We start from the raw sequence: 21,101 nt of genomic DNA, 5'->3' as shown, positions 1-21,101 counted from the left end.
TTGACCAGCAGATATGGACAACACCTCTCCTGTAGTCCCAAGCGTCAGCAACGCCCCATCGCCGGTTGGTGCCCCGAAGGCAAGGAGCCTGCCTCTAGTGGAGCGTTACTCGACGCACTACGTCCGCTACAACGGTCCGATCGGTCAGATGGGGGCAAATCAAACGACGCATACCGCTGAGGTCCTGTTCCCCGAGGGCCCTGGACTCGCAGTAGTGAAGGCCTTTCCTCTGAAGGACAAAGGCTGGATCAATGAAGCCTTGGCGTGGACTCTCGGCACGGAGCTCGAAGTCGGTGTTCCTCCTACCGCGATGCTTCTTGCTGCTGGGCCTGACGATCTAATTAATGCCCAAGAGCCAGAACTTCTGCTTGCTCGCAACCAGTGGGGATCGCTCGGTCCTATTGTGCTTTGGTGTGCCAGTCGCCTTGATATAAAGCAACCACAGCTCGTGTGGCCCGTAGGCTGGGAGCGCGCAGTCATGTCAAAACCATTCGGCCGGCGCTTAGCAGCATTCGACGCTTGGCTCGGCAATTGCGATCGGATCGCGCAAAACGCGCCATATTGGATGAGCAGAGGCCGCATAGCGGCAATAGACCACGAGCGTTTGGCTTTCAACCAGGACTGGTGCCGTGGTGTGCCCATCCACATGGACAAGTTAGGTGGGATCTTGACTCATCTGATGAGTGCAATTCGAGACGCAATCGCCAAAAAGAAGATCAAGACCGGGGAAGCGAAGGCGCTCATCGCGGATTTGGTGCAATTTAGCGATACCCACGCAGCGGCGCTTGCGGCCGTCCTCGAATCATCCGAAAAACTAGTCACCGACAATTTTGGGACTGCGGCAGCAGCAAACCTCCACACGTTTCTATCAGAGCGAGCAAGCCGCGATTTCATAAATGAAAGACTGGAGCAACTGCGATGAATATCGAAGAGCTTCTCAAGAGACCTGCTGTAACGCCTAGCTGGCAAGGCAACTGGGCTCGCCTATGGTTGCGCCCCGATGTATTTAGTGCACAGGAGTATTTGGTTGGTGCAGCTGCTCTGGATGAGCGGGGATTGTCCGATTTCCGCGTTATTACCAGCGTGCAAAAACTTGAATGCATTTACGGACCTGGCACGAAGGTCATGTTCGATCGCATGCTCGCAGAGCTACGCCGCTGTCTTGCAGAGGTGCGTGCCGCACGTGAACCCCTGACCTCGGATCGATTACCTGAACTGTTCCGCATCGATCCCGCTGGAAGCCTACGCGTGCCACTCCCTAGCGAAGCGCTTGAGCGCATGCTGAGCGATGGCACCATCCCACTCCAAGAAGAGCCATCCAAAGGCAAGCGCCCAAGGTTCGCCTCTCGTCAAGCAAGTGACGTTGTTCGAGAGGTTCTGGATCAGGTTCGGGCTAAGTTGGGCTATGAGGCCAATTCGGTCATCTGCGAGGACTACTATGGTGACCAAAAGCACCAAGTGGGAGTCAATCTAGTAGTGCCGCACGCGGCCGGTGTGATTGCCAGCGGTTGGTACTCGTCACCTGAGCGCATACAGCTTGAATTCCTGTTGGGCGCAAACACGCTTGATACCTACGTAGCAGCGACAAACCGCGAACGGGCAAAAAGCGCTCTATTCTTTATGAGACCGACTATAGATGACGGGTTGACGCGCGCGATAGCCTCAGAAGTTGAAGCCCGTCTGGATGATCTGGAATGGCGTCTCACCCAGCAACGTATCCGGGTGGTCACACACTCACAGCCTGATGTGTTGGCCGCTGAAGTCGCTGATTGGGTCCACACCCTAAGCTAGAAGCACTAGTCGCTCCCGAAATGGCAAAGACGCGATATCAGGCCTCGACTAATCAATTGCTCGGGCCCTCTATCTAACGCCCGCCAATCGCAACGATATCGCTGCCACAGGCGGCACCTTCGGATAACCACTATGTGTGGCGACACCCAACCCCGCAATTGGGTGGCGGTCATCCCCACCTCCGTAGCCTGATCTTCCGCATCGCATAGCGGCCCGTCAGGCACCTCTCCCCCTCGCGCTACCCCTCACTCGCCCCACTGGACCCAAGGGCGATATCCCGACGCTACGCACCCAGCCCGACTAGGGCATCGGGAGCATCAACTGGCGCCTGAATATGTAACAGGTTAACCAAATCTTTACATTGCAGACCGACGAGGCGAGGCGTTGCTCGCTCCAGTTTTGGCGTTTACCCATGTGGCCTGCGCAATTTCTGCTCCAGCGCACAAAATCGAGGAGATTTTTCACATGGTGAAATATTTACCCCATTTTCCGCTCTATTTGCCCTCTCAAGAGCCATTTTCAGGAGCGGACTGGGATTCGGCACACGAATCCCGCTACTGGCTGAATCGGGAAATTTGTAACAGTTTTGACCCCATTTTGGCGGGGTCAGACACCCAGATGGCAGTGCTCGGATCACGTCCGCCCACCCATCTTGGCAGTGGCGCGATCGCATTGGCCGCCCACTGAGTCCCCGTTTATCTCACACCCCGCGCATGACCGCCATTTTTATGCACGGCGGTTGCGCATCGCTCAAGGAATACACCATGCAATACCAAGACCAATCCACCCTCGCTCTGCAAACCGCCTGCCTCATCCAGCAAAACCAGATGCTCAAGCAGCAGAACGCCATGCTGCGCGATCTCATGGATCACGTGGACGCAGTAGGTGACCGGCTGTGGCGCATGGATCGCCGCCTCACCACCGCGCCGGTCGATCAGGCCGGGACGCGCAAGCGGGGAGCCAAGAAGCGCCGTCTGTCCCGCAGGCCCTCGGGCAAGAAGGCATGACCTGAAGCGATGGGGGCTCTGGCCCCTGTCTATCTGCATGTCGCAGGACGCTCACACGCCAATCCGCTGATGGCCGGAGGAGGCAAGGCAACTGCCTGCCCCTCTAACCGCGTCCTGCGTATGCCCACCCAACAATCAATGAGAACGCATATGTCGAACCAACACATCGACCCCTCTGACAACTCTGGGACCACTCGTAACCTCAACAACCACGTGGCGAAGCAGGTCGTGAAGCAAGCACTGCTGCTCTATCCGAAGACCAGTCCGAACGACAATGAGCCGATCAAAGCCCCGGTCACCCAGGAGGCCGAATCGCTGCTCGTCTCCTCGACAAAGGCGTCAGCCCCCGCATCGGACGAGGTACCTCTGATCCCGCGCCAATACTCCGGAGAAGCTCAACTCATGGCTGCCATCCTCGATTGGCAGCGCAATCTGCGCAAGGAACTGGAGGCCGACAATCAGGCAACCGAGCGCCCGCCTGGTAGCAGTGATAGCGACCACATGGCGAAGCTGGTCGTCGCCCAAGCTGTGGGGCTCCACCCCGAGCCGAGCACGAAGGAAGACGAGCAGGCGGAAACCGCTCCCAACCTGGAAGCTGAACCTCTGCTCACGTCCTCAATGGCGGCACCGGCGCCCGAACTTGAGGAAGCGGCTCTGCGCCATGCATCTACGCCTACGCTCCAATTGCCCGTACCCACGCTGCCGCTCCCGCCGGGGGTAACGCGCGGGTTGCCCACCCATACCTCGCAGGACTTCCGCCACCTGCCTCGGCATGTCTGGCTGGTGCGGGATGTGTTCCATGGGGGCGAGATCATCATCCTGTGGGGCGAGTCCCAGGCGGGCAAGACTGCGCTGCTGCTCGATATGGTGGCAGCAATTGCGAGTGGATCTGACTGGGCAGGGCATCCCGTGACCCGCACGAATGTGATCTATGTAGCTCTGGAAGGGCAGATCGGGGTGCGTACCCGCGTGCAAGCACTGGAGCACGACCGGGGCGTCAGCCACCTGGAAGGCATCCACTATGTCTTCAATCCCTGCAACGTCGCCAGCGAGGCGGATGTCAACGAACTGGCACTGACGGCGCTGAAGCACGATGCTAAGTTCATCGTGATCGACACGCTGTCGGCGTCCATCGCTGGGATGGCAGAAGAGAACAGCAACTCCGCCATGGCAGGGATGATCGCCAACGTGCAGCGACTGACCCAGATGACCGGGGCGGCGGTACTGCTCGTGCACCACTGCGGTAATGACCCCAAGCGGGGCGCGCGCGGCGCATATGCGCTGCACGCAAATCCTGACGTGTCCATCGAAGTGGGCCGCTCGGGCGAAGATCGCTACTGGCGTCTGGACAAGGGTCGGGACGGCGTACCGGCAAGCGGATGGTTCAAGATCGAAGGGGTCAGTTTCCAGCAAGAGCATGAAACGGAGCCCCTGAAATCCATCGTGGTGCGGCATGTCGAGGATGCAGAGGCTCCGGCGGCCCTGCCGTCGCCCAAGACCAAGGGACAGGAACGGGCCGATGAGGCGCTGAAGGCAATCACCTTGCATCTGCGCATGGCGGGCATCGGTGTCGATGGCGAACAATCTCCGGGCGAGGCGACCCATGAGGCCATCAGCAAGGTTGTAGCGCAAGCATTCAAGCACAAATGCGACAGCGGGGAAGAAGGCTATGGCAGTAACCACCGCGCCAAGAATGTGCGCGAGGCGATCCAGTCCCTGATCGATGCCGGACTCCTGATCCTGCATGAGGGTAAGGTGCGTCTGCCACGCTGACCCTAGCCTCCCACTCCCCACGCCCCCTCCCCTAAAGGGGGAGAGGGGGCGGGGGAGCGGGGGACTGGCCAGGAAGACCGAAAGTGGGGCACCGACTGGACGCTGAGTCTTGCACTCAGGGGCAAGTCATCCATGCCGAAGTGAGTGCTCCACCCAGACACCCTGACCATCAGCAATAGCCCGTCTGGATATGTGCTGGGCCCAGACAGGCCCGGTGAATGGCAGGCAAATACCTGAGCCGTGGGGCATACCTCCAGCCGCGCTCTCGACTCCCTGGCTAACTGCACCGGAGATGCTGAGCCACTACCGCCGACCAAGAGCCCCAGTAATCAACAGAGAGTCACCGCGTCGCCAATACTCAAGTCGGCGGCTCTCTCAATAGCCTATCAAGAGCCAGTCCTGGCCGAACACCGCACGTCACACACCACCGCGCAAAGATCAGCACATCCACGTAATTCTCGCCACGCTCAAGCTTGGACACGTAGGACTGGCCCACGCCCAATTGCTCCGCAATTGCGGTCTGAGTCAGATTGGCCTTGACGCGCATAGCGCGCAACGATTCCCTTACTGCTTCGTAATCAGCATGGTAAAGGGACGTGGACATCCCCAAATCGTCTAGTCACATTCGGAATAGTCGTAATACGACTAATTGGATGTAAGATTTATTGGCATCACAGACCACGCCGTCACGGGTGCCATGAAACACATGCATCTGAAAGGCACTATGTACGAGATCTACCACTCCGAGCACGACGACCAATGGCGCTACACCCTGGGCACGATCGGAAAGCGTCCGCTCATCACCATCGGCCTCAATCCCAGCACCGCCACTCAGGAGAAACTGGACAACACAGTCACCAAGGTGGAGAAAGTGGCCCAGCAATGTGGATTCGACAGTTTCATCATGCTGAACCTCTACCCGGTGCGGGCCACCGATCCCCAAGACCTGCCGTCCAAGCCTGCGCCCATGGCCTGCGAGCGCAATCTGGAAGAAATCGAGAAGATCATTGCCCAGTACCCCAATCCCACCATCTGGGCTGCATGGGGTGAGTTGGTGATGAACCGCCCGTACCTCTACCGCACCCGGGACGAGCTATTCCAGCGGCTGCAGAAATACCACCCTCAGTGGCGCCGATTCGGTGAGCTGACCGCCAATGGCCATCCGCGCCACCCAGCGACTCTGAGCTATAGTTGGACGCTGGAACCCTACGAACTGGACTGAGCAAATGGCGGGTAGGTCTACCCGCCGCGCTCCCCTCCACGCCCCCCATCACCGGGGAGCCTCCGTGTCCCGCGTGGCAAGAAAACTCGCTCCCTGTCTCGTCCGTCAAGGCTGTGCGACTGCTCCGGACACCCCCTCTCCGCCTCTACAAAAAGCTATTGAAAATCAATGACATAGGAGTCATTGATATGAAATTGATAGCAACCAGCTCAATAAAATTGGGGAGAGGAGAGCATCGCCTTGATCCATGCGGGTTCCGGGACGATGAAATCGAAATTTCCTGCAAGACCTCGAAATTCTCCAGAGTGGCGGTCAAGGAGGAAACTCGATTGACTGCACCCAACCCGCCTGCACCCCTGCAGGTCGTCTATCTCCACCAGCGCGACGCCGGGATGATCGCCCGCTACCGCACCTGGGCCGACTGGCTCACCGAGGGCCGCACTCGCGCCGTCGAAAGCGAGCTCATCGCCATGGATGGGGGAGACCCTGCTCTAGCCCTCTCTCGTGCTTCGGTGTGCGAGTGGCAGGTACTGATCTATGAGCCCCCTGGCTATCACCCTGCGTCTGTCGAGGTGCGGCCATGATCCCCCGCGAACCGCGCAAAGAGCTGGGCGCGGCCCAGGTGGCAGCCCTCTGGCGCCGTGGCACCAACCATGTCGGCGGCGTGCGTGGCCTGATCCTCAACGTCACGATGTACGGCTCGCGCAGCTGGGTGTTGCGCTATCAGGTGGCAGGCAAGCGGCGTGACCTGGGCCTGGGCTCGTATCCGTCCGTCACGCTGGCCGATGCACGGGAGGCGGCTCGGGCCGCGCGGGCCAAATTGGCGCAGGGCATCGACCCTATCGAAGATGCGCGCAGAGCGCGGGCCCGTCTGGTCGCGGAAATCCACACCAGCATGACCTTCGGTGAGGCGGCCAAGCGCTACATCGCCTCGCATGAGAAAGGCTGGAAGAACGCCAAGCACGCACAGCAGTGGCAACGGTCGCTGGATATGTACGCCACCCCTGTGCTAGGCAAGATGCCTGTGCGGGACATCTCGCTGGCGATGGTGCTCAAGGTGCTGGAGCCGATCTGGTCCAGCAAGACGGAGACGGCTACCCGCCTGCGCGGTCGCATCGAATCGGTCATCGACTGGGCCATTGCACGGGGATACCGTACGGACTCCAATCCTGCGCGCTGGAAGGGGCTGCTGGACAAGCTGTTGCCTGCTCCGGGCAAGTTGACAAAGACGACGCATTTTCAGGCGCTGCCCTATGCGCAGTTGCCAGTATTCATGGAGCAACTGGTGGGTCAGGAGGGGATGGGTGCCAAGGCCCTGCTATTCCTGATCCTGACGGCAGCCCGCTCCGGAGAAGTTCGCGGTGCCACCTGGGAGGAGATTGATCTGGCTGCGCGGGTGTGGACCATCCCTGCTGAACGCATGAAGGCCAGTAAGGCCCATCGGGTGCCGCTGTCGGATGCAGCCATCGCAGTCCTGCAAGAAATGAAAGCGCTCGCTCTCGCAGCAGGACGCACCATGGGCAAGGCGTATGTATTCCCGAGCCCTAACAGCCGTGACCCCGAACTGGGTAGCCAACTGTCGGACATGACGCTCACAGCGGTACTCCGTCGCCTGAAGCTGGAGGCGGTGCCCCATGGGTTCCGCTCTACGTTCCGCGATTGGTGCGCGGAGCAAACCGACTACCCGAACGAAGTCGCAGAAATGGCACTGGCCCATGCGGTGGGCAACAAGGTGGAGGCAGCGTACCGACGTGGTGACCTCCTGGCCAAGCGGCAGCAGCTCATGCAGGACTGGACGGACTACGCCCTCTGTCGCTGCGCCGGAAATATGACTGTCGGTCACAGCTCTGACCCACTCGCATCAACACGGGACGACACACCAAATCAGCACAACAACACAGAGGGAGCAATGCAATGAAAAACTATCTCACCACCCAATGGAAGTCTCTCACTGCATGGTCATCGGGCACATGGAGGCAGGGCCGCATAGGCAAGGCCAAGGTAGTGATGGCGTGGTACGGGCTGACTGTCGCAGTCATGGTCCCGGTCGCACTACTCATGCCGGACGTAGAACTGGAACTGCGCCCGGCCATGACCGAGCCTGCCCTGCTATGCCATCAGCAGCAATCATTCGATGAAATCATTGGTGCCACGGACGTAACCAACCAAGCTCTGCTGGAGAAATTTCGGCACCAGCCGGAGGTGCTGGTGCGCATAGTCACCGACGCTGGCTACCTACAGCGTAGTAACTGGGTTTTCTATCAAGAAAGAATGCGCAAGATCGCGCGTGGGCAATGCCGTGAGGTGACGCATGGGGACCCTGTGAAGGCGGACTGGATGGAGTGGCAAGCATCGAAGGATGCCGATCACCTCAAACCCAAGCGCATGCTGGTCACCTACCAAGGGAAGACATACTGGGCATATGCCGGGCAATGGCAGAAGGTCACGGGCAACGCTGTGGCAGCAGAGAATCGCGCGCCACTCATGATCTCTCGCAAATCACAAGATGGGAATGATCGCTCGCCGCCGCCAGTGGTAGATGAAACCCAGGCCCAGACCAGTATCAAACGGCGTCCTGTCCCGCCATTCGCCCGCAACGAATCCTATGCACAGGTGCGGGTGGTACTGACGCGTGATGGCTGGCAGCCAGTGATCTCCAAAGATGCAGATCAATGCATGGAGGGTGACACCCGATGTGAGGGCCGTCCGGAAATGCAGACCTGTAGCGGATCAGGGCTGGCCATGTGTAGATTCCGCTGGCGACGTGATGGGCAACAACTGACCATATGCACCGCTGGCGAGGAGCAGGCCATGTTCCACAGCATCTGCGAATGAGGGCACCATGACCATCAACAACATAGCGAGAAGACACCTCCTCGTGCCGCTCTGCATGATCGCAGTGGTCTGGATGGGGGAGGCCATGGCGGGCACCTCGGAGTGCTACGCAATCAAGGATGCGGACAAGCGGGCGTACTGTCTGGCGCAGGTCAAGCGGGACCCTGGAAATTGCTATCGCATCAAGGATGGTGACAAGCGCAACCAGTGTCTGGCGGAAATCAAAGGATCGCGGGATCGCTGCTACGCGATCAAAGACCAGGACAGTCGCAAGGCGTGTTTGGCTCTCCCTGGTAAACCCGTGCGCGGGTAGTCTCAAGAGAACTGGGCGCGGCAACTCTACTGGGTAATCTGACGTAGGTGGCATCGCCTGCAGTGCAGGCAACGATGATGATGAAAGCTCTATCTGCACACCTGACACAATGGGTGGCAACAATCTGGATAGTCATGAACTATGAAGAATCTTGTCCGTTGGCTGAGGGAGATAGGCCGTTGGGTACTACGTGTACCGATCAATAGCTACTACTGGTGGGCAATCGCGGGGGTTGGCATATCTATCGCTAGCGTAGGCACATTCGGCAAGACAGAACAGTCGTTTCGTCTGACTGGCATGTGCTTGCAGCTGGGCGGAGTGTTAACAGTAGTGTTGGGTATCTTGAAAACACGAGCTGATTTCGGACAACCAACCGTCCGCTCGCAATTCAAGGCATGGATAAAGGTATTCCCGCGACTCCATCCTCCAGCAGTAACGCTCAGCGTGAACGGAATACTGTCTGGGCTCTCTGGTCGAGGGTATCTACATACAACTCACGGCCCCTCTGCCGACCAAACCATTGAAGGTCGCGTGACGCATCTGGAGGGCATAGTCAAGAAACTAGAAGACGCGCAAGGCAGAACACATGTAGCGGTAGTGGAGGCCCAAGCGAAGGCACAAGAAGCGTTGGACGCNAAAAAAATCGAATCCACCGCAACGGGCGGGGTCCATGTATCTGCCGTTGGGGTCGTCCTGCTCTTCGTCGGGACCATCTTTGGTGGGGCGGCACCAGAACTCGAGAAGTGGCTGAAGTAATGGGTAGTCGGAAAGACGAGCAGCCTCGTGCGCCACGATAGATAAAACGCTGGGAAGAAACCTATGGCTGGCGGAAATCAAAGGATCACGATATCGCTGCTGCGCCATCAAAGACTAGGGCAGTCAAAGGAGAGTCCCTCAAGGGACCAACGACTCTCTCCTCAAAATTGGTGGGCGGAACCAAGCTCCGGGCGTACTGACGGCAACGAGAAAAAAGCGTGGTCACGGGTACGATAGGTCTACCCGAGCCACTCGCACCTGCCATGCCAGAACTGCACGACCGTCCGCTAGGAACATCGCCAGAGCACAAGGTGCTGCATGCCGTGGCTCAGACCGGATCTCGACTGGTCGGAGATAGATTCCTGGCCAGCTATCTCACTGACTGCCTGCACATGGTGGGAGGACTGGGGCCCCTACACAAAGTCTTGCTGGCGGATGCGGGGCAGAAGAGAGGGGCCGCTCCTGAGACGATCACAAGACTCGTCGCTCAAGCAGAAGACAACATGCGCTGGGTATCTGAAATGCAAGCGGAGGACTATCACCGCGTCAATGTGCTTGCATTCCTGAGTCTTTGGTCTGCGTACGAGACCGGCACTGAAAACATCATCGCGGCTGCACTGGGGACGATCAACTCCGCCGCAACATCTGCTGCCGACAAGTTTGCTCGCGGAACATATGACATGGCAGCTTGGCCATGGTCAGATGAGAAGTGTCTGGAAATCGCTCAAAAACTTGACCAGAAAGCGAAACAAAAAACTCCCGACGGTGGATGGGATATTGCCGCGCGATTGACGACGCTATTCGGTTGGCTGGGAGCCGATATAGCTATCCCAACAAATACCTCAAACACTCTGAATGAGGCATCTATGGTGCGCAACGTGCTCCTCCACAGATACGGTCGTCTGGGCCCCCGAGATATTGAACGAGCGCCGCACCTCGCCGTGAATGAAAACAACGCTGTGCAGATCACTCGGAGTAGATTGAGCCAATACTCTCAGGCCGTAAACGAGACACACATCGCAGTCATGCAGGGTGTGTACGCGGCTGGCTGGAAATGAAGAATGCCCATCTAACTGCTAGCCGCACCGCGACGCACTCGTCGCTGCGATAGATAAAGCAGAAGGTAGAAATGCAAAACGGGCCACTCGGGCCCGTCTGATATGAATACTTGCAGTGGAGGGTGGGATTCGAACCCACGGTAGTGTTGCCACTACGCCTGATTTCGAGTCAGGTACATTCGACCACTCTGCCACCTCTCCTGTGTGTCGAAGCCCGCGATTCTAGCAGGAAATTTCAGACCGGCAGCGTGGCTTGACCGCCCATGTAGGGGCGCAGCACCTCAGGAATGGTCACGCTGCCGTCCTCGTTCTGGTAGTTCTCCAGCACCGCCACCAGCGTGCGGCCCACGGCCAGGCCAGACCCGTTGAGGGTGTGCACCAGCTCGTTCTTGCCCTGCGCGTTCTTGAAGCGCGCCTGCAGGCGGCGGGCCTGGAAGGCTTCGCAGTTGCTCACCGAACTGATCTCACGGTAGGTGTTCTGGGCGGGTAGCCACACTTCCAGGTCGTAGGTCTTGGCGGCGCCAAAGCCCATGTCGCCCGTACACAGGCTCATTACGCGGTAGGGCAGGCCCAGCTTCTGCAGTACAGCCTCAGCATGGCGGGTCATTTCCTCCAGCGCCTCGTAGCTCTTGTCGGGATGCACGATCTGCACCATCTCGACCTTGTCGAACTGATGCTGGCGGATCATGCCGCGCGTGTCCCGGCCGTAGCTGCCGGCTTCCGACCGAAAGCAGGGCGTATGGGCCGTGAGCTTGAGCGGCAGCTGGGCCTCGGCCAAGACTTCGTCGCGCACGAAGTTGGTCAGGGGCACCTCGCTCGTGGGGATGAGGTACAGCTGCGCGTTGTCGGGTACGGGCTCAGCGTCCTGACCGCCCTTCTGGGCCGCGAAGAGGTCGCCCTCGAACTTGGGCAATTGGCCCGTGCCCTTGAGCGAGTCTGCATTGACGACGTAGGGCACGTAGCACTCGGTGTAGCCGTGCTCCTGGGTCTGCACGTCCAGCATGAACTGCGCCAGGGCCCGGTGCAGGCGCGCGATGCCCCCCTTCATCACCGTGAAGCGCGATCCCGAGAGCTTCACGCCCATGTCGAAGTCCAGGCCCAGCGGCTCGCCCAGGTCCACATGGTCCTTGGGGGTGAAGCCCAGGCTGCGCGGCTGTGGGCCATCGGGGCTCCAGCGGCGCACCTCCACGTTGGCGCTCTCGTCCGAGCCCACGGGCACGCTCTCGTGCGGCAGATTCGGGACGGCGGCCAGCATCGTTTGCAGTTCGCCCTGGATCTGATCCAGCCGGGTGGCAGAACCGTCCAGTTCCGCCTTGATCGCGGCCACCTGGGCTTTCGCAGCCTCGGCGGCGTCCTTCTCACCCTTGCCCATGAGCATGCCGATCTGCTTGGACAGCTGGTTGCGCTGCGACTGCAACTCCTCGGTGCGCATCTGGATGGTCTTGCGCTCGGACTCCAGGGCCTGGAACGCCTCCACATTCAGGAAGGCCTGGGGCTTCTTGCGGGTTTCCAGCCGTGCGACGGCCGATGCGAGGTCTTTGCGAAGGAGGAGGATGTCTAGCATAGGCGGCGATTTTAGTGGCGCAGCCCGGCATGCTAAGAGCGTACTGGGGCGAAAGCCGCGGCGTTTTGCGCCGATAACATGGCAATGCACCATCAATACGGGTGCATTGGCCAGGGGTCAGGAGGCAAAACCATGTTTTTCGTGTTCGGCCCTTCGGGGCAAATCTACCGGGGTGGACCGGACAAGCTGGCGCAGGTGGCGCCGGTGCGGCGCGTGCACCGCCCCCAGGCCCTGCGCACGCGCGCCCTGGACAGCGACGCGGCACCTGTTGCGACCGCAGCCCCTCCCGCCACGGCGCAGACGGCGACGCCCAAGCCCCTGCGCCTGCTGGAGGCCGTATCGGCCTATGTACAGACCGAGCAGGGCCCCGCCCAGCCGCGTCAGCCGCTGTCGCGCGTGGGCGACGTGATGACCAGGGGCGCGCTCGCGGTGGCCCCCGATCAGCGGGTGAACGATGCGTGGCAGACGCTGGCCGAGCACGAAATCGCACAGGCCCCCGTGGTGAATGATCAGGGCCAAGTGGTGGGCCTGCTGCTGCGCGCCGACATGGCGCCCCTGGACCTGCTGCCCGAGCCCGGCGCGGTCAAGCAGGCCATTGAGCTCGCGCGCCGGCCGGTCTCCGAAGTGATGGTGAGTCCCGTGCCCACGGTGGCTGCGGACACGGAACTGCGCCGCGTGGCGGGCGTGCTGCTGGACACCGGCCTGCCCGGCCTGCCGGTGACGGATGAGCGCGGGTTGCTCGCGGGTTTCATCTCGCGCACCGACATCCTGCGCGCGGTGGCGGCGGACCCGCCGCTGGACCTGTGGAGTTGAGCCTCAGTCGCCGCTCGCGGGATCGGCGCTGGCCTCCTCATCGGGCAGGCGCGAGGCCAGCACCTTGTCGATGGTCTTGCCATCCATGTCCACCACCTCGAAGCGCCAGCGCTCCCATTGCACCGTGTCGGTGACCTTGGGCAGCTTGCCGGTCAGCAACATGACCATGCCGCTCAGGGTCTGGTAGCGGCCGCGGTCCTCTTCGGGAACGGTGGACAGTTGCAGGCGGTCCTTGAGTTCGGGCACGGGAATGTGGCCATCCAGCAGCCAGCTGCCGTCCTCGCGCTCCACGGCCCAAGAGGTTTCAGGGTCGCGCGGCTGGAACTCGCCCGTGATGGCCTCGATGATGTCCTGCACGGTCACGATGCCCTGCACCTCGCCGTACTCGTCAATGACGAAGGCCATCTGCACGTCCGACAGGCGAAAGTTGTCCAGCAGCTCCCGGGCGTTGATGGTCTCGGGCACGTACAGCGCCGTCTGCAGCGGCTGGGTCGTCAGGTCGCGCGCCTGGGCATCGCGCACCGTGCGCGACAGCCACTGGCGCGCGTTGAGCACGCCCAGGATGTTCTCCATGCCGCCGCGCACCACGGGAAAGCGCGCATGGTCGGACTCCTCGATGCGCCGCAGGTTCTCCTCGAAAGGCTCCTCCACATCGAGGAACACCACGTCCGCGCGCGGCACCATGAGCGAGCCGATCTGCCGATCATCCAGGCGGAACACGTTGCGCACCATCTGGTGCTCGTGCGACTCGATCACGCCGGCACTCGTGCCCTCGGCCAGCACGGCGTGGATTTCGTCCTCCGTCACGGCACTGGCGGAATACTCCTTCACCCCCAGGGCGCGCAGCAGCCCCTCGGTGGAGATCGACAGCAGGCGCACGAAGGGCTTGGTGGCGAGTGCCAGCCAGTTGATGGGGCGCGCCACGACGCGCGCCACCGTCTCGGGGTAGCTCTGGCCCAGCCGCTTGGGTACCAGCTCGCCGACGACGATCGAGAAGTAGGTGATCAGCACCACCACCAGGCCCGTGGCCAGGTAGCCGGCCAGTTGCGGCTCCACCCCCAGGCCCAGCAGCCACTCGCCCAGCGGCTTGGCCAGGGCCGACTCGCCCACGATGCCGTTGAGCACGCCGATCGAGGTGATGCCGATCTGGATGGTGGAGAGAAAGCGCGTGGGGTTCTCACCCAGCTTGGCCGCGGCGATCGCCCCGCTATCGCCCTCATCGATCAGCTTCTGCAGGCGCGTCTTGCGCGCGGAGACCAAAGCCAGCTCGGACATGGCGAACACGCCATTGAGCAGGATGAGGGCGAACAGTATTGCTATTTCCATATGCAGGGGGCCCAGCGTGCCCCCACGGTGTGAAGAAGCGGAAATTGTAAAGAGGCCCACATTCTGCGGGGGATTGGCCATCCGGTGCCACATGCCCCACCCACGCCCAGGCATTGCAATATAGATGCCAAATATGCCCTTAGCGCTTATCCATCAAGCGCGAGCAGCTATCAATAATGAAGCAAAGCTGTCGCAGACAGGGTTTGTGCAGCCCCGCGACGCCCGGCTTTAGCGGGCGAAGAAGTGCGTTCAGTGTCCGCCCGGGCCGGTTTCGGGCGGGCGCTCGGTGATCTCCAGGCCCGTCGCGGTGTCCAGCTTCAGGCCCTTGGGCAGCGGGAATTTCACGGTTTCCTTAATGCCGTCCAGCTTGCGCACGGCCACCGCGCCCAGTTCCTTGATGCGCGTGATCACGGCCTGCACCAGCACCTCGGGTGCCGACGCACCGGCCGTGAGGCCCACGCGGGAGATGCCGTCAAACCACTCGTGGCGCAGCTCGTCCACGCTGTCGATCATGTAGGCCGGCGTGCCCAGGCGCGCTGCCAGCTCGCGCAGGCGGTTGCTGTTGGAGCTGGTGGGGCTGCCCACCACGATCACCAGGTCCACCTGCGGGCTGAGCAGCTTCACCGCGTCCTGGCGGTTCTGCGTGGCGTAGCAGATGTCCTGCTGCTTGGGCTCGCGGATGGAGGGAAAGCGCGCGCGCACGGCGGCGGTGATTTCGGCCGCGTCGTCCACGCTGAGCGTGGTCTGCGTGACCACGGCCAGCTTCTCGGTCTGCGCGGGCTGCACACGGGCCACGTCGGCCACGTCTTCCACCAGGTGGATGCCATGGTCCAACTGGCCCATGGTGCCCTCTACCTCTGGGTGCCCCTTGTGGCCGATCATGATGAACTCGTAGCCTTCCTTGGCCAGCTTGGCCACCTCGACATGCACCTTGGTCACCAGCGGACAGGTGGCGTCGAAGATGGTGAAACCCCGCGCGCGCGCCTCGTCCTGAACAGCGCGGCTCACGCCGTGGGCCGAGAAGATCAGCGTGGCGCCGGGCGGCACCTCGTCCAGGTCCTCGATGAAGATCGCGCCCTTGGCCTTCAGGTCGTTCACCACGTAGGTGTTGTGCACGATCTCGTGGCGCACGTAGATGGGCGCGCCGAACTTGGCAATGGCGCGCTCGACGATCTCGATGGCCCGGTCCACCCCCGCGCAAAAGCCGCGCGGCTCGGCCAGAACGATTTCCTGGGGTTTTTGCATGGCGGCGTCCCGTTCAGAGCACGCCGATGAGCAGCACTTCGAAGGTGACGGGCACGCCCGCCAGCGGGTGGTTGAAGTCAAAGCGCACGGCGCCGTCTTCGCGCACCTCCAGCACCACGCCGGCGTACTGGCCCGTGCCGTCGGGCGTGGGGAACTGCACCACGTCGCCCACGGTGTACTCCTCGTGGGGGTCGCCCAGCTCGTTCAGCAGCTTCTTGGCCACCCATTGCTGCATGTCGGGGTTGCGCTCGCCGAAAGCCTCGCCCGCGGCCAGCTCGAACGTGGCGCGCGCACCCTCGGGCAGGTCGATCAGGCGCTGCTCCAGCGCGGGCGAAAGCTCGCCCGTGCCGACCGACAGCGTGGCGGGCTTGTCCTCGAAGGTATTGATCACGTCACCCGCTGGGCCGGCCAGGCGGTAGTGCAGCGTGAGGAACGAGCCCTGTTGCACAGTGGGCACGGAGGACGAGGATGCGAAGGCGTCTGCGGTCATGAAAGCTCTCGATAAACTGCCGGCATTGTAGAAAACCGGGCAAGCCCCCACGGCCGTATGCCGGGGCGGCGCCCACCGCGCCATGCCCCTCAAAGACCTGCCGCTGGATGCCCAGCCCCGCGAAAAGCTGCTCGCACGCGGCCCCGCAGCACTGTCCGACGCCGAACTGCTGGCCATCCTGCTGCGCACGGGCCTGGCGGGCAAGGGCGTGCTGCAGCTGGCCCAGGAGCTGCTGGATGATCCCGTGCGCGACCCCGCCACGGGCCGCAGCGCCGGCGGCGGCTTTGGCGGCATTGCCGGGCTGCTGCACGCCAGCAGCCAGGACCTGCAGCGCATCAAGGGCCTGGGCCCCGCCAAGCGCGCCGAGCTGATGGCCGTGCTGGAACTCGCCCGCCGCGCCATGGCCCAGCAGCTGCGCGAGCGCGAGGTGTTCGACTCCCCGCAGGCCGTCCAGCACTACCTGCAGCTGCACCTGGCGGGGCGCACGCACGAGGTGTTCGCCGTGCTGTTCCTGGACAGCGGCAACCGCCTGATCGCCATGGAAGAGCTGTTCCGGGGCACGCTCACGCAGACCTCGGTCTACCCCCGTGAAGTGGTGCTGCGCGCCCTGCACCACCATGCCGCCGCCGTGGTGCTGGCGCACAACCACCCCAGCGGCAGCGTGCAGCCCAGCCGCGCCGACGAGGCGCTGACCCAGACCTTGAAGGCCGCGCTGGCGCTGGTGGACGTGCGCGTGCTCGACCATGTGATCGTGGCGCCAGGCGCGGCCCTGTCCATGGCCGAGCAAGGGCTGGTGTGAGCGCACCGGGGCGCGCGCGGCGCGTACTGGCCCAGGCGCTGCTGCTGGCCATGGCGGGCTGCGCCCCGCTGGCCACGCGCCTGCCGCCCCCGCAGCCGCCGGCCCAGGCCCCGCTGCTGCGGCTCATCGGCACCGCCACCGTGCCGCCGCTCACCCGCTATGGCGGCACCACGGTGGGCGGCCTCTCCGGCATCGACTACAACGCCGCGCAAGACACCTACCTGCTCATCAGCGACGACCGCTCCAGCCATGACCCGGCGCGCATCTACACCGCCCGGCTGCGCTACGACGCCACCGCCCTCGCCCCGCCCGAATTCACCGGCGTGCATACGCTGCTGCATGCCGGCGGCCGGCCCTACGCGCCGTGGCTGAGGGCGCACCCCGGCATGGACGTGCCCGACGCGGAAGCCGTGCGCTGGCTGCCTGGCGGCGCGCAGTTCGTGTGGACCAGCGAGGGCGACTTCAGCCGCGGCTTCGGCCCGCAACTGCGCGTAAGCCGCGCCGACGGCGCGGCCGTGCGCGATGTCGCCCTGCCCGCCCGCTTCACGCCCCAGGCCGGCAGCGGACCGCGCAGCAACGGCACGCTGGAGGGCCTCGCCCTGGCGCCCGATGGCCGCACCGCATGGCTGTCCATGGAACTGCCCTGGCGCCAGGACGGCCCCCCGGCCACGCCCGCATCGGGCGGTGCGCCGGTGCGCATCACGGCCATCGACCTGGTCAGCGGCCAAGCGCTGCGCCAGATCGCCTACCCGCCCGACGCCGTGCCGCAGGCCCGCCGCCTGCCCTGGGGACCGCAGATGAACGGCGTGAGCGAGATCCTGGCCGACGGTGCGCACCACCTGCTGGTGCTGGAGCGCGCCTACAGCGCCGGCGCCGGCTTTGCCGCGCGGCTGTACCGCATCGACACGCGCGCGGGCAGCGACACGCTGGCGCTGGATGCGCTCACCCCCGCCAACCACCACAGCCCCCCCAAGACCCTGGTGGCCGACTTCGCCGCCCTGGGCCTGGATGTGGACAATCTGGAGGGCATGACCTGGGGCCCGTCCCTGCCCGGCGGTGGCGCAGGCGGCAGCACGGCGGGCAGCTGCGTGCTGGTCTTCGTGAGCGACGACAACTTCAACCCCGCGCAGGTCACGCAGTTCATTGCTGCCGAATACCTGGACCCCCAGGGCGGACATGGACGATGCGGTACAACCACCGCCAGCCCATGAACGCCGCCCTCACCGCCCGTTCCTTCGCCGACCTCAAGCCCCTGCGCCGTGCGTTGCAGGAGGCCGCGCAGCAGCGGGCCGAGCGCGAGCGCCTGCGCCGCGAGGCCGAGCGGCGCGCCCGCGCCGAGCGCCACCTGTTCGCCGATGCGGTGGGCCCCGTGCAGCCGCTCAAGCGGGGACACGAGCGGCGCTGGTCCACGCCCGAGCCGCCCGAGCCCCTGCCCGTGCAGCGCGCGCTGGACGAAGAGCGCGTGCTGCGCGAGTCGCTGAGCGACGAGTTCGACGTGACCACGCTGCTGGACGTGGACGACCAGCTCAGCTTTCGCCGCCCGGGCATCGGGCTGGACGTGACGCGCAAGCTGCGCGGAGGGCATTGGAGCATCCAGCGCCAGTTGGACCTGCACGGCCTGCGCACCGACGAGGCGCGCGAGGCGCTGGGCGAGTTCATCCGACTGGCCCATCGCACGGGCCTGCGCTGCGTGCGCGTGGTGCATGGCAAGGGGTTGGGGTCGCCCGGCCGCACACCGGTGCTCAAGGGCCGGGTGCAACGCTGGCTGGTGCAAAAGAAAGAGGTGCTGGCCTTCGTGCAGGCGCGGCCGCTGGACGGCGGCGCGGGCGCGCTGGTGGTGCTGCTGCAGCCCGGGCGGCGCAGGCCGGGCGGCTGACGACCAGCACTACAAGCCAAAACAGCCTCCAGCGCTTATCCATCAAGCGCCAGCAGCTATTGTTTTAGAAGCAAAAGGCCCACGAGGGCGTGCACCACCGTGGGCCCGCCCCCGTGCGGGGGGACGCGCAGCGCTTACTTGGACAGGTCGATCTTGTACTTGGCCATGCCCTTGCCCGAGCCGTCATCGGCCGCGAGCAGCGACACGCCGGCCAGCCCCGCGGCCTGGGCCACGGGCAGCGCGTCCGCGCCGGAGCTGAACACCACGTCGCCCGCGGTCGACACCTGGGTGAAGCGCCAGCTCTTGGCCGCGCCGTTGGCCACGCGCGTGACCTGCGGGTTCTTGCGCACGTACTCGATGACCACGTCACGGTTGGCATCCGGCGAGGCCCAGATGGTGGCCGAACCGTCCAGCTTCGGGATGAAGCTCTTGCCGCTGGTGGCGCGGTAGTTGTTGGTGGCGATCACGAACTCCTGCGCCGGATCGATGGGCTGGCCCTTGTAGGTCAGGCCCTTGATGCGGCTGCCCACGGGCTGCGTCACGTCGATCTCGTACTGCACGTCCGCGGTGGTGAACATGTCGAAGTTGTAGCCGGGGAAGGTGCTGATGAGCGCCTGCTCGCCGGCCTTGGCGGGGTCGATATGGTTGAAGCGCTTGGCGGCGGCCTCCAGCCAGTCCTTGACGTCGGCGCCGTTCACCTTCACCGCGTACACGGTGTTGGGGTACAGGTACAGGTCGGCCGCGTTGTAGATGGCCAGCGGGCCGGCCGCGACGTCGGTGAAGTCCTTGCCGCCCTGGAAGCCCGACTTGAACGGCGCGCTCACCGACAGCACGGGCAATTGCGCGTACTGCGGCAGGTTGGCCTGGATGTAGGCCGCCACGTAGGCCTGCTGCGCCTGGTTGACGATCTGGATCGCGCCGGGGTCGCCCACGTCGGCAAACAGCGTGCTCATGCGGAAGTCGGTGTTGCCGATCGGCGTCTTCACGTAGTTGATGGCGGCCTGGTGCTGGCTCTCGATCAGCGGTGCCACGGCGGGGTCGGCGGCCACGAATACGTTGGCGCCTGCGGCGTCCTTGGTCTGGATGTTGCGCAGCTCGCTCTTGCTGGCCGCCTTGTCCACGCTCCAGGCCTTGCCGTCCCACTTCAGCGCAAGCTGGATCACGCCCAACGCCTTGCCCCAGGAGCTGGCCATCACGGCAGGCACGCCATTGATGGTGCCGGCCTTGTTGTCCACGCCAGCCTGCGTGAAGGCGGGCTTGGCCGACAGGTCCGGGAACACGCTGTGCTGGTGGCCCATGACCATGGCGTCGATGCCCGGCACCTTGGACAGGTGCAGGCCCGGGTTCTCCATGGTGGGCGAATAGCTGCTGGCGTCCAGGCCGCCGTGCAGCAGCGCGACGACCAGCTGGGCACCCTTGGCACGCAGCTCAGGCACGTACTTCTGCGCGGCCTCCACGGCGCCTTCGGTGTAGACCTTGCCCTCCAGGAAGCGCTTGTCCCAGTTCATGATGCCCGGCGTGGTGAAACCGATCACGCCGATCTTGATGGGCAGCTGGACCTCCTTGCCGTCGCCGGACTTGGCCACCAGCGTGCGCTCCAGCACCGTGTAGGGCTGCACCAGGGGCTTCTTGGTCTTGCTGCTGTACACGTTGGCCAGCACGGCGGGATAGCCGTTGCCCGCACATTTCTTGGTGGCGTCCACGCCGTCCACCTCCAGGCCGCCGCCCAGCACCTGGTTCAGGAACGGCAGGCCGTAGTTGAACTCATGGTTGCCCAGCGTGCCCGCGTCAAAGCCTAAAGCGCCCATGGCCTTGTACATGGACAGCTGCTGCGTGCACGGGATGGGGCTGACCGTGGCCTCGTAGTCGGCCAGAGCCGTGCCCTGGATGGTGTCGCCGTTGTCCACCAGCAGGGTGTTGGCGAACTCCTTGCGCGCGGCGCGCACCAGCGTGGCCGTGCGCTCGAAGCCGTAGGTCTTGTCCTCAGCCAGCTTGAAGTAGTCGAAGCTGCGCACGTTGAAGTGCAGATCGGTGGTTTCCAGCACGGCCAGCGTGGCCGTGGCGGGCGTGGCGGCGGAGCTGTCGCCATCGTCGTCGTTGCCGCCGCAGGCGGCCAGCAGCGCGGCACAGGCCAGCGCGCCCAGCGCATGGCGACGGGGGAAAACAAAGGCAAGGCGCGTGGCAAATGGCTGGCCGCGCAAGAAAGTGTCCTGCATGGAAGACCCTGGTGGTG

At 63.4% G+C, this 21,101-nt stretch carries 21 protein-coding genes and 1 tRNA gene; 15 read left to right on the top strand and 7 right to left on the bottom strand.

Features of this window, described 5'->3' with window-relative positions; genetic code table 11:
• The first annotated feature begins 13 nt into the window (after window positions 1-13).
• The 5 genes from OX89_RS18480 to OX89_RS18020 all read left to right on the top strand — a co-directional run bounded on the left by OX89_RS18480 (window position 14) and on the right by OX89_RS18020 (window position 4,571).
• Window positions 14-922: a hypothetical protein gene (locus OX89_RS18480; protein ID WP_157497334.1), complete on the top strand. Its 909-nt coding sequence runs from the start codon at window positions 14-16 to the stop codon at window positions 920-922.
• A complete protein-coding gene (locus OX89_RS18475) occupies window positions 919-1,791 on the top strand; it encodes a hypothetical protein (protein WP_157497332.1) in 873 nt (290 codons plus the stop codon). The genes OX89_RS18480 and OX89_RS18475 overlap by 4 nt, the downstream gene beginning before the upstream one ends.
• Before the next feature lie 465 nt (window positions 1,792-2,256).
• Complete coding sequence (locus tag OX89_RS18470) at window positions 2,257-2,478, top strand: hypothetical protein (protein ID WP_157497330.1); 222 nt, start codon at window positions 2,257-2,259, stop codon at window positions 2,476-2,478.
• A 26-nt stretch (window positions 2,479-2,504) separates the two neighbouring features.
• The gene (locus OX89_RS05165; protein WP_157497328.1) at window positions 2,505-2,798 is read left to right on the top strand and encodes a hypothetical protein; all 294 of its coding nucleotides are present in this window, start codon (window positions 2,505-2,507) and stop codon (window positions 2,796-2,798) included.
• A 150-nt stretch (window positions 2,799-2,948) separates the two neighbouring features.
• Window positions 2,949-4,571 (top strand): AAA family ATPase, encoded by a 1,623-nt coding sequence (locus tag OX89_RS18020; protein ID WP_199856212.1) that lies wholly within the window; start codon window positions 2,949-2,951, stop codon window positions 4,569-4,571.
• A 358-nt stretch (window positions 4,572-4,929) separates the two neighbouring features.
• On the opposite strand, the gene OX89_RS05150 is transcribed toward OX89_RS18020, so the two are convergent.
• Window positions 4,930-5,118, bottom strand: a complete 189-nt coding sequence (locus OX89_RS05150) for a helix-turn-helix domain-containing protein (RefSeq protein WP_369799250.1) — start codon at window positions 5,116-5,118, stop codon at window positions 4,930-4,932.
• A gap of 159 nt (window positions 5,119-5,277) precedes the next feature.
• Between OX89_RS05150 and OX89_RS05145 the strand changes: the two genes are divergently transcribed.
• From OX89_RS05145 to OX89_RS18460, 6 genes are all read left to right on the top strand, one after another.
• Window positions 5,278-5,793: a DUF1643 domain-containing protein gene (locus OX89_RS05145; protein ID WP_199856211.1), complete on the top strand. Its 516-nt coding sequence runs from the start codon at window positions 5,278-5,280 to the stop codon at window positions 5,791-5,793.
• Between the two features lie 329 nt (window positions 5,794-6,122).
• Entirely contained in the window at window positions 6,123-6,377 is a 255-nt protein-coding gene (locus OX89_RS05140) for a hypothetical protein (RefSeq protein ID WP_157497326.1), read from the top strand.
• Complete coding sequence (locus OX89_RS05135; protein ID WP_047349817.1) at window positions 6,374-7,711, top strand: site-specific integrase; 1,338 nt, start codon at window positions 6,374-6,376, stop codon at window positions 7,709-7,711. The genes OX89_RS05140 and OX89_RS05135 overlap by 4 nt, the downstream gene beginning before the upstream one ends.
• Window positions 7,708-8,628, top strand: coding sequence for a hypothetical protein (locus OX89_RS05130; RefSeq protein ID WP_047349816.1), 921 nt, complete (start codon window positions 7,708-7,710; stop codon window positions 8,626-8,628). The genes OX89_RS05135 and OX89_RS05130 overlap by 4 nt, the downstream gene beginning before the upstream one ends.
• A 7-nt stretch (window positions 8,629-8,635) precedes the next feature.
• Entirely contained in the window at window positions 8,636-8,941 is a 306-nt protein-coding gene (locus OX89_RS05125; RefSeq protein WP_052952242.1) for a hypothetical protein, read from the top strand.
• Window positions 8,942-9,960: 1,019 nt separating this feature from the next.
• Complete coding sequence (locus tag OX89_RS18460; RefSeq protein WP_157497322.1) at window positions 9,961-10,755, top strand: hypothetical protein; 795 nt, start codon at window positions 9,961-9,963, stop codon at window positions 10,753-10,755.
• Between the two features lie 116 nt (window positions 10,756-10,871).
• On the opposite strand, the gene OX89_RS05115 is transcribed toward OX89_RS18460, so the two are convergent.
• A tRNA-Ser gene (locus OX89_RS05115) sits at window positions 10,872-10,956 on the bottom strand.
• Between the two features lie 34 nt (window positions 10,957-10,990).
• The gene (gene serS / locus OX89_RS05110; protein WP_047349814.1) at window positions 10,991-12,319 is read right to left on the bottom strand and encodes a serine--tRNA ligase; all 1,329 of its coding nucleotides are present in this window, start codon (window positions 12,317-12,319) and stop codon (window positions 10,991-10,993) included.
• 132 nt (window positions 12,320-12,451) lie between these two features.
• Here serS and OX89_RS05105 point away from each other — a divergent pair, with 132 nt between their 5' ends.
• The gene (locus OX89_RS05105) at window positions 12,452-13,132 is read left to right on the top strand and encodes an HPP family protein (RefSeq protein WP_047349813.1); all 681 of its coding nucleotides are present in this window, start codon (window positions 12,452-12,454) and stop codon (window positions 13,130-13,132) included.
• A gap of 3 nt (window positions 13,133-13,135) precedes the next feature.
• Here OX89_RS05105 and OX89_RS05100 read toward each other — a convergent pair whose 3' ends face one another.
• The 3 genes from OX89_RS05100 to OX89_RS05090 all read right to left on the bottom strand — a co-directional run bounded on the left by OX89_RS05100 (window position 13,136) and on the right by OX89_RS05090 (window position 16,193).
• Window positions 13,136-14,458 (bottom strand): hemolysin family protein, encoded by a 1,323-nt coding sequence (locus tag OX89_RS05100; RefSeq protein WP_047349812.1) that lies wholly within the window; start codon window positions 14,456-14,458, stop codon window positions 13,136-13,138.
• Window positions 14,459-14,707: 249 nt separating this feature from the next.
• On the bottom strand, window positions 14,708-15,703 hold the full coding sequence (gene ispH, locus OX89_RS05095; protein ID WP_047349811.1) for a 4-hydroxy-3-methylbut-2-enyl diphosphate reductase: 996 nt from the start codon (window positions 15,701-15,703) through the stop codon (window positions 14,708-14,710).
• 13 nt (window positions 15,704-15,716) lie between these two features.
• The gene (locus OX89_RS05090) at window positions 15,717-16,193 is read right to left on the bottom strand and encodes a peptidylprolyl isomerase (RefSeq protein ID WP_015914095.1); all 477 of its coding nucleotides are present in this window, start codon (window positions 16,191-16,193) and stop codon (window positions 15,717-15,719) included.
• 82 nt (window positions 16,194-16,275) lie between these two features.
• Here OX89_RS05090 and radC point away from each other — a divergent pair, with 82 nt between their 5' ends.
• From radC to OX89_RS05075, 3 genes are read left to right on the top strand one after another with little or no spacing between them, the layout of a single operon-like run.
• The gene (radC, locus tag OX89_RS05085; protein ID WP_015914096.1) at window positions 16,276-16,992 is read left to right on the top strand and encodes a DNA repair protein RadC; all 717 of its coding nucleotides are present in this window, start codon (window positions 16,276-16,278) and stop codon (window positions 16,990-16,992) included.
• Complete coding sequence (locus OX89_RS05080; RefSeq protein WP_047349810.1) at window positions 16,989-18,203, top strand: esterase-like activity of phytase family protein; 1,215 nt, start codon at window positions 16,989-16,991, stop codon at window positions 18,201-18,203. The genes radC and OX89_RS05080 overlap by 4 nt, the downstream gene beginning before the upstream one ends.
• Window positions 18,200-18,868, top strand: a complete 669-nt coding sequence (locus OX89_RS05075) for a Smr/MutS family protein (protein ID WP_041838884.1) — start codon at window positions 18,200-18,202, stop codon at window positions 18,866-18,868. The genes OX89_RS05080 and OX89_RS05075 overlap by 4 nt, the downstream gene beginning before the upstream one ends.
• Window positions 18,869-19,002: 134 nt before the next feature.
• Here OX89_RS05075 and OX89_RS05070 read toward each other — a convergent pair whose 3' ends face one another.
• Complete coding sequence (locus OX89_RS05070) at window positions 19,003-21,084, bottom strand: bifunctional 2',3'-cyclic-nucleotide 2'-phosphodiesterase/3'-nucleotidase (RefSeq protein ID WP_047349809.1); 2,082 nt, start codon at window positions 21,082-21,084, stop codon at window positions 19,003-19,005.
• Window positions 21,085-21,101 lie beyond the last annotated feature (17 nt).

The organism is Diaphorobacter sp. J5-51, assembly GCF_001023515.1.
Classification (GTDB): Bacteria; Pseudomonadota; Gammaproteobacteria; order Burkholderiales; family Burkholderiaceae_C; genus Diaphorobacter; species Diaphorobacter nitroreducens.
This window is presented reverse-complemented; position numbering and strand designations above follow the sequence as displayed.

What these genes read in the sequence shown, in the direction of transcription:
- OX89_RS18480 (WP_157497334.1), top strand. Translation starts at nt 14, where the DNA reads ATGGACAACACCTCTCCTGTAGTCCCAAGCGTCAGCAACGCCCCATCG.
- OX89_RS05165 (WP_157497328.1), top strand. Translation starts at nt 2,505, where the DNA reads ATGACCGCCATTTTTATGCACGGCGGTTGCGCATCGCTCAAGGAATAC.
- ispH (WP_047349811.1), bottom strand. Translation starts at nt 15,703, where the DNA reads ATGCAAAAACCCCAGGAAATCGTTCTGGCCGAGCCGCGCGGCTTTTGC.
- OX89_RS05090 (WP_015914095.1), bottom strand. Translation starts at nt 16,193, where the DNA reads ATGACCGCAGACGCCTTCGCATCCTCGTCCTCCGTGCCCACTGTGCAA.
- OX89_RS05135 (WP_047349817.1), top strand. Translation starts at nt 6,374, where the DNA reads ATGATCCCCCGCGAACCGCGCAAAGAGCTGGGCGCGGCCCAGGTGGCA.
- OX89_RS05145 (WP_199856211.1), top strand. Translation starts at nt 5,278, where the DNA reads ATGCATCTGAAAGGCACTATGTACGAGATCTACCACTCCGAGCACGAC.
- OX89_RS18460 (WP_157497322.1), top strand. Translation starts at nt 9,961, where the DNA reads ATGCCAGAACTGCACGACCGTCCGCTAGGAACATCGCCAGAGCACAAG.
- OX89_RS05070 (WP_047349809.1), bottom strand. Translation starts at nt 21,084, where the DNA reads ATGCAGGACACTTTCTTGCGCGGCCAGCCATTTGCCACGCGCCTTGCC.
- OX89_RS05130 (WP_047349816.1), top strand. Translation starts at nt 7,708, where the DNA reads ATGAAAAACTATCTCACCACCCAATGGAAGTCTCTCACTGCATGGTCA.
- OX89_RS05100 (WP_047349812.1), bottom strand. Translation starts at nt 14,458, where the DNA reads ATGGAAATAGCAATACTGTTCGCCCTCATCCTGCTCAATGGCGTGTTC.
- OX89_RS05150 (WP_369799250.1), bottom strand. Translation starts at nt 5,118, where the DNA reads ATGCGCGTCAAGGCCAATCTGACTCAGACCGCAATTGCGGAGCAATTG.
- OX89_RS18020 (WP_199856212.1), top strand. Translation starts at nt 2,949, where the DNA reads ATGTCGAACCAACACATCGACCCCTCTGACAACTCTGGGACCACTCGT.
- radC (WP_015914096.1), top strand. Translation starts at nt 16,276, where the DNA reads ATGCCCCTCAAAGACCTGCCGCTGGATGCCCAGCCCCGCGAAAAGCTG.
- OX89_RS05075 (WP_041838884.1), top strand. Translation starts at nt 18,200, where the DNA reads ATGAACGCCGCCCTCACCGCCCGTTCCTTCGCCGACCTCAAGCCCCTG.
- OX89_RS18475 (WP_157497332.1), top strand. Translation starts at nt 919, where the DNA reads ATGAATATCGAAGAGCTTCTCAAGAGACCTGCTGTAACGCCTAGCTGG.
- serS (WP_047349814.1), bottom strand. Translation starts at nt 12,319, where the DNA reads ATGCTAGACATCCTCCTCCTTCGCAAAGACCTCGCATCGGCCGTCGCA.
- OX89_RS18470 (WP_157497330.1), top strand. Translation starts at nt 2,257, where the DNA reads ATGGTGAAATATTTACCCCATTTTCCGCTCTATTTGCCCTCTCAAGAG.
- OX89_RS05105 (WP_047349813.1), top strand. Translation starts at nt 12,452, where the DNA reads ATGTTTTTCGTGTTCGGCCCTTCGGGGCAAATCTACCGGGGTGGACCG.
- OX89_RS05125 (WP_052952242.1), top strand. Translation starts at nt 8,636, where the DNA reads ATGACCATCAACAACATAGCGAGAAGACACCTCCTCGTGCCGCTCTGC.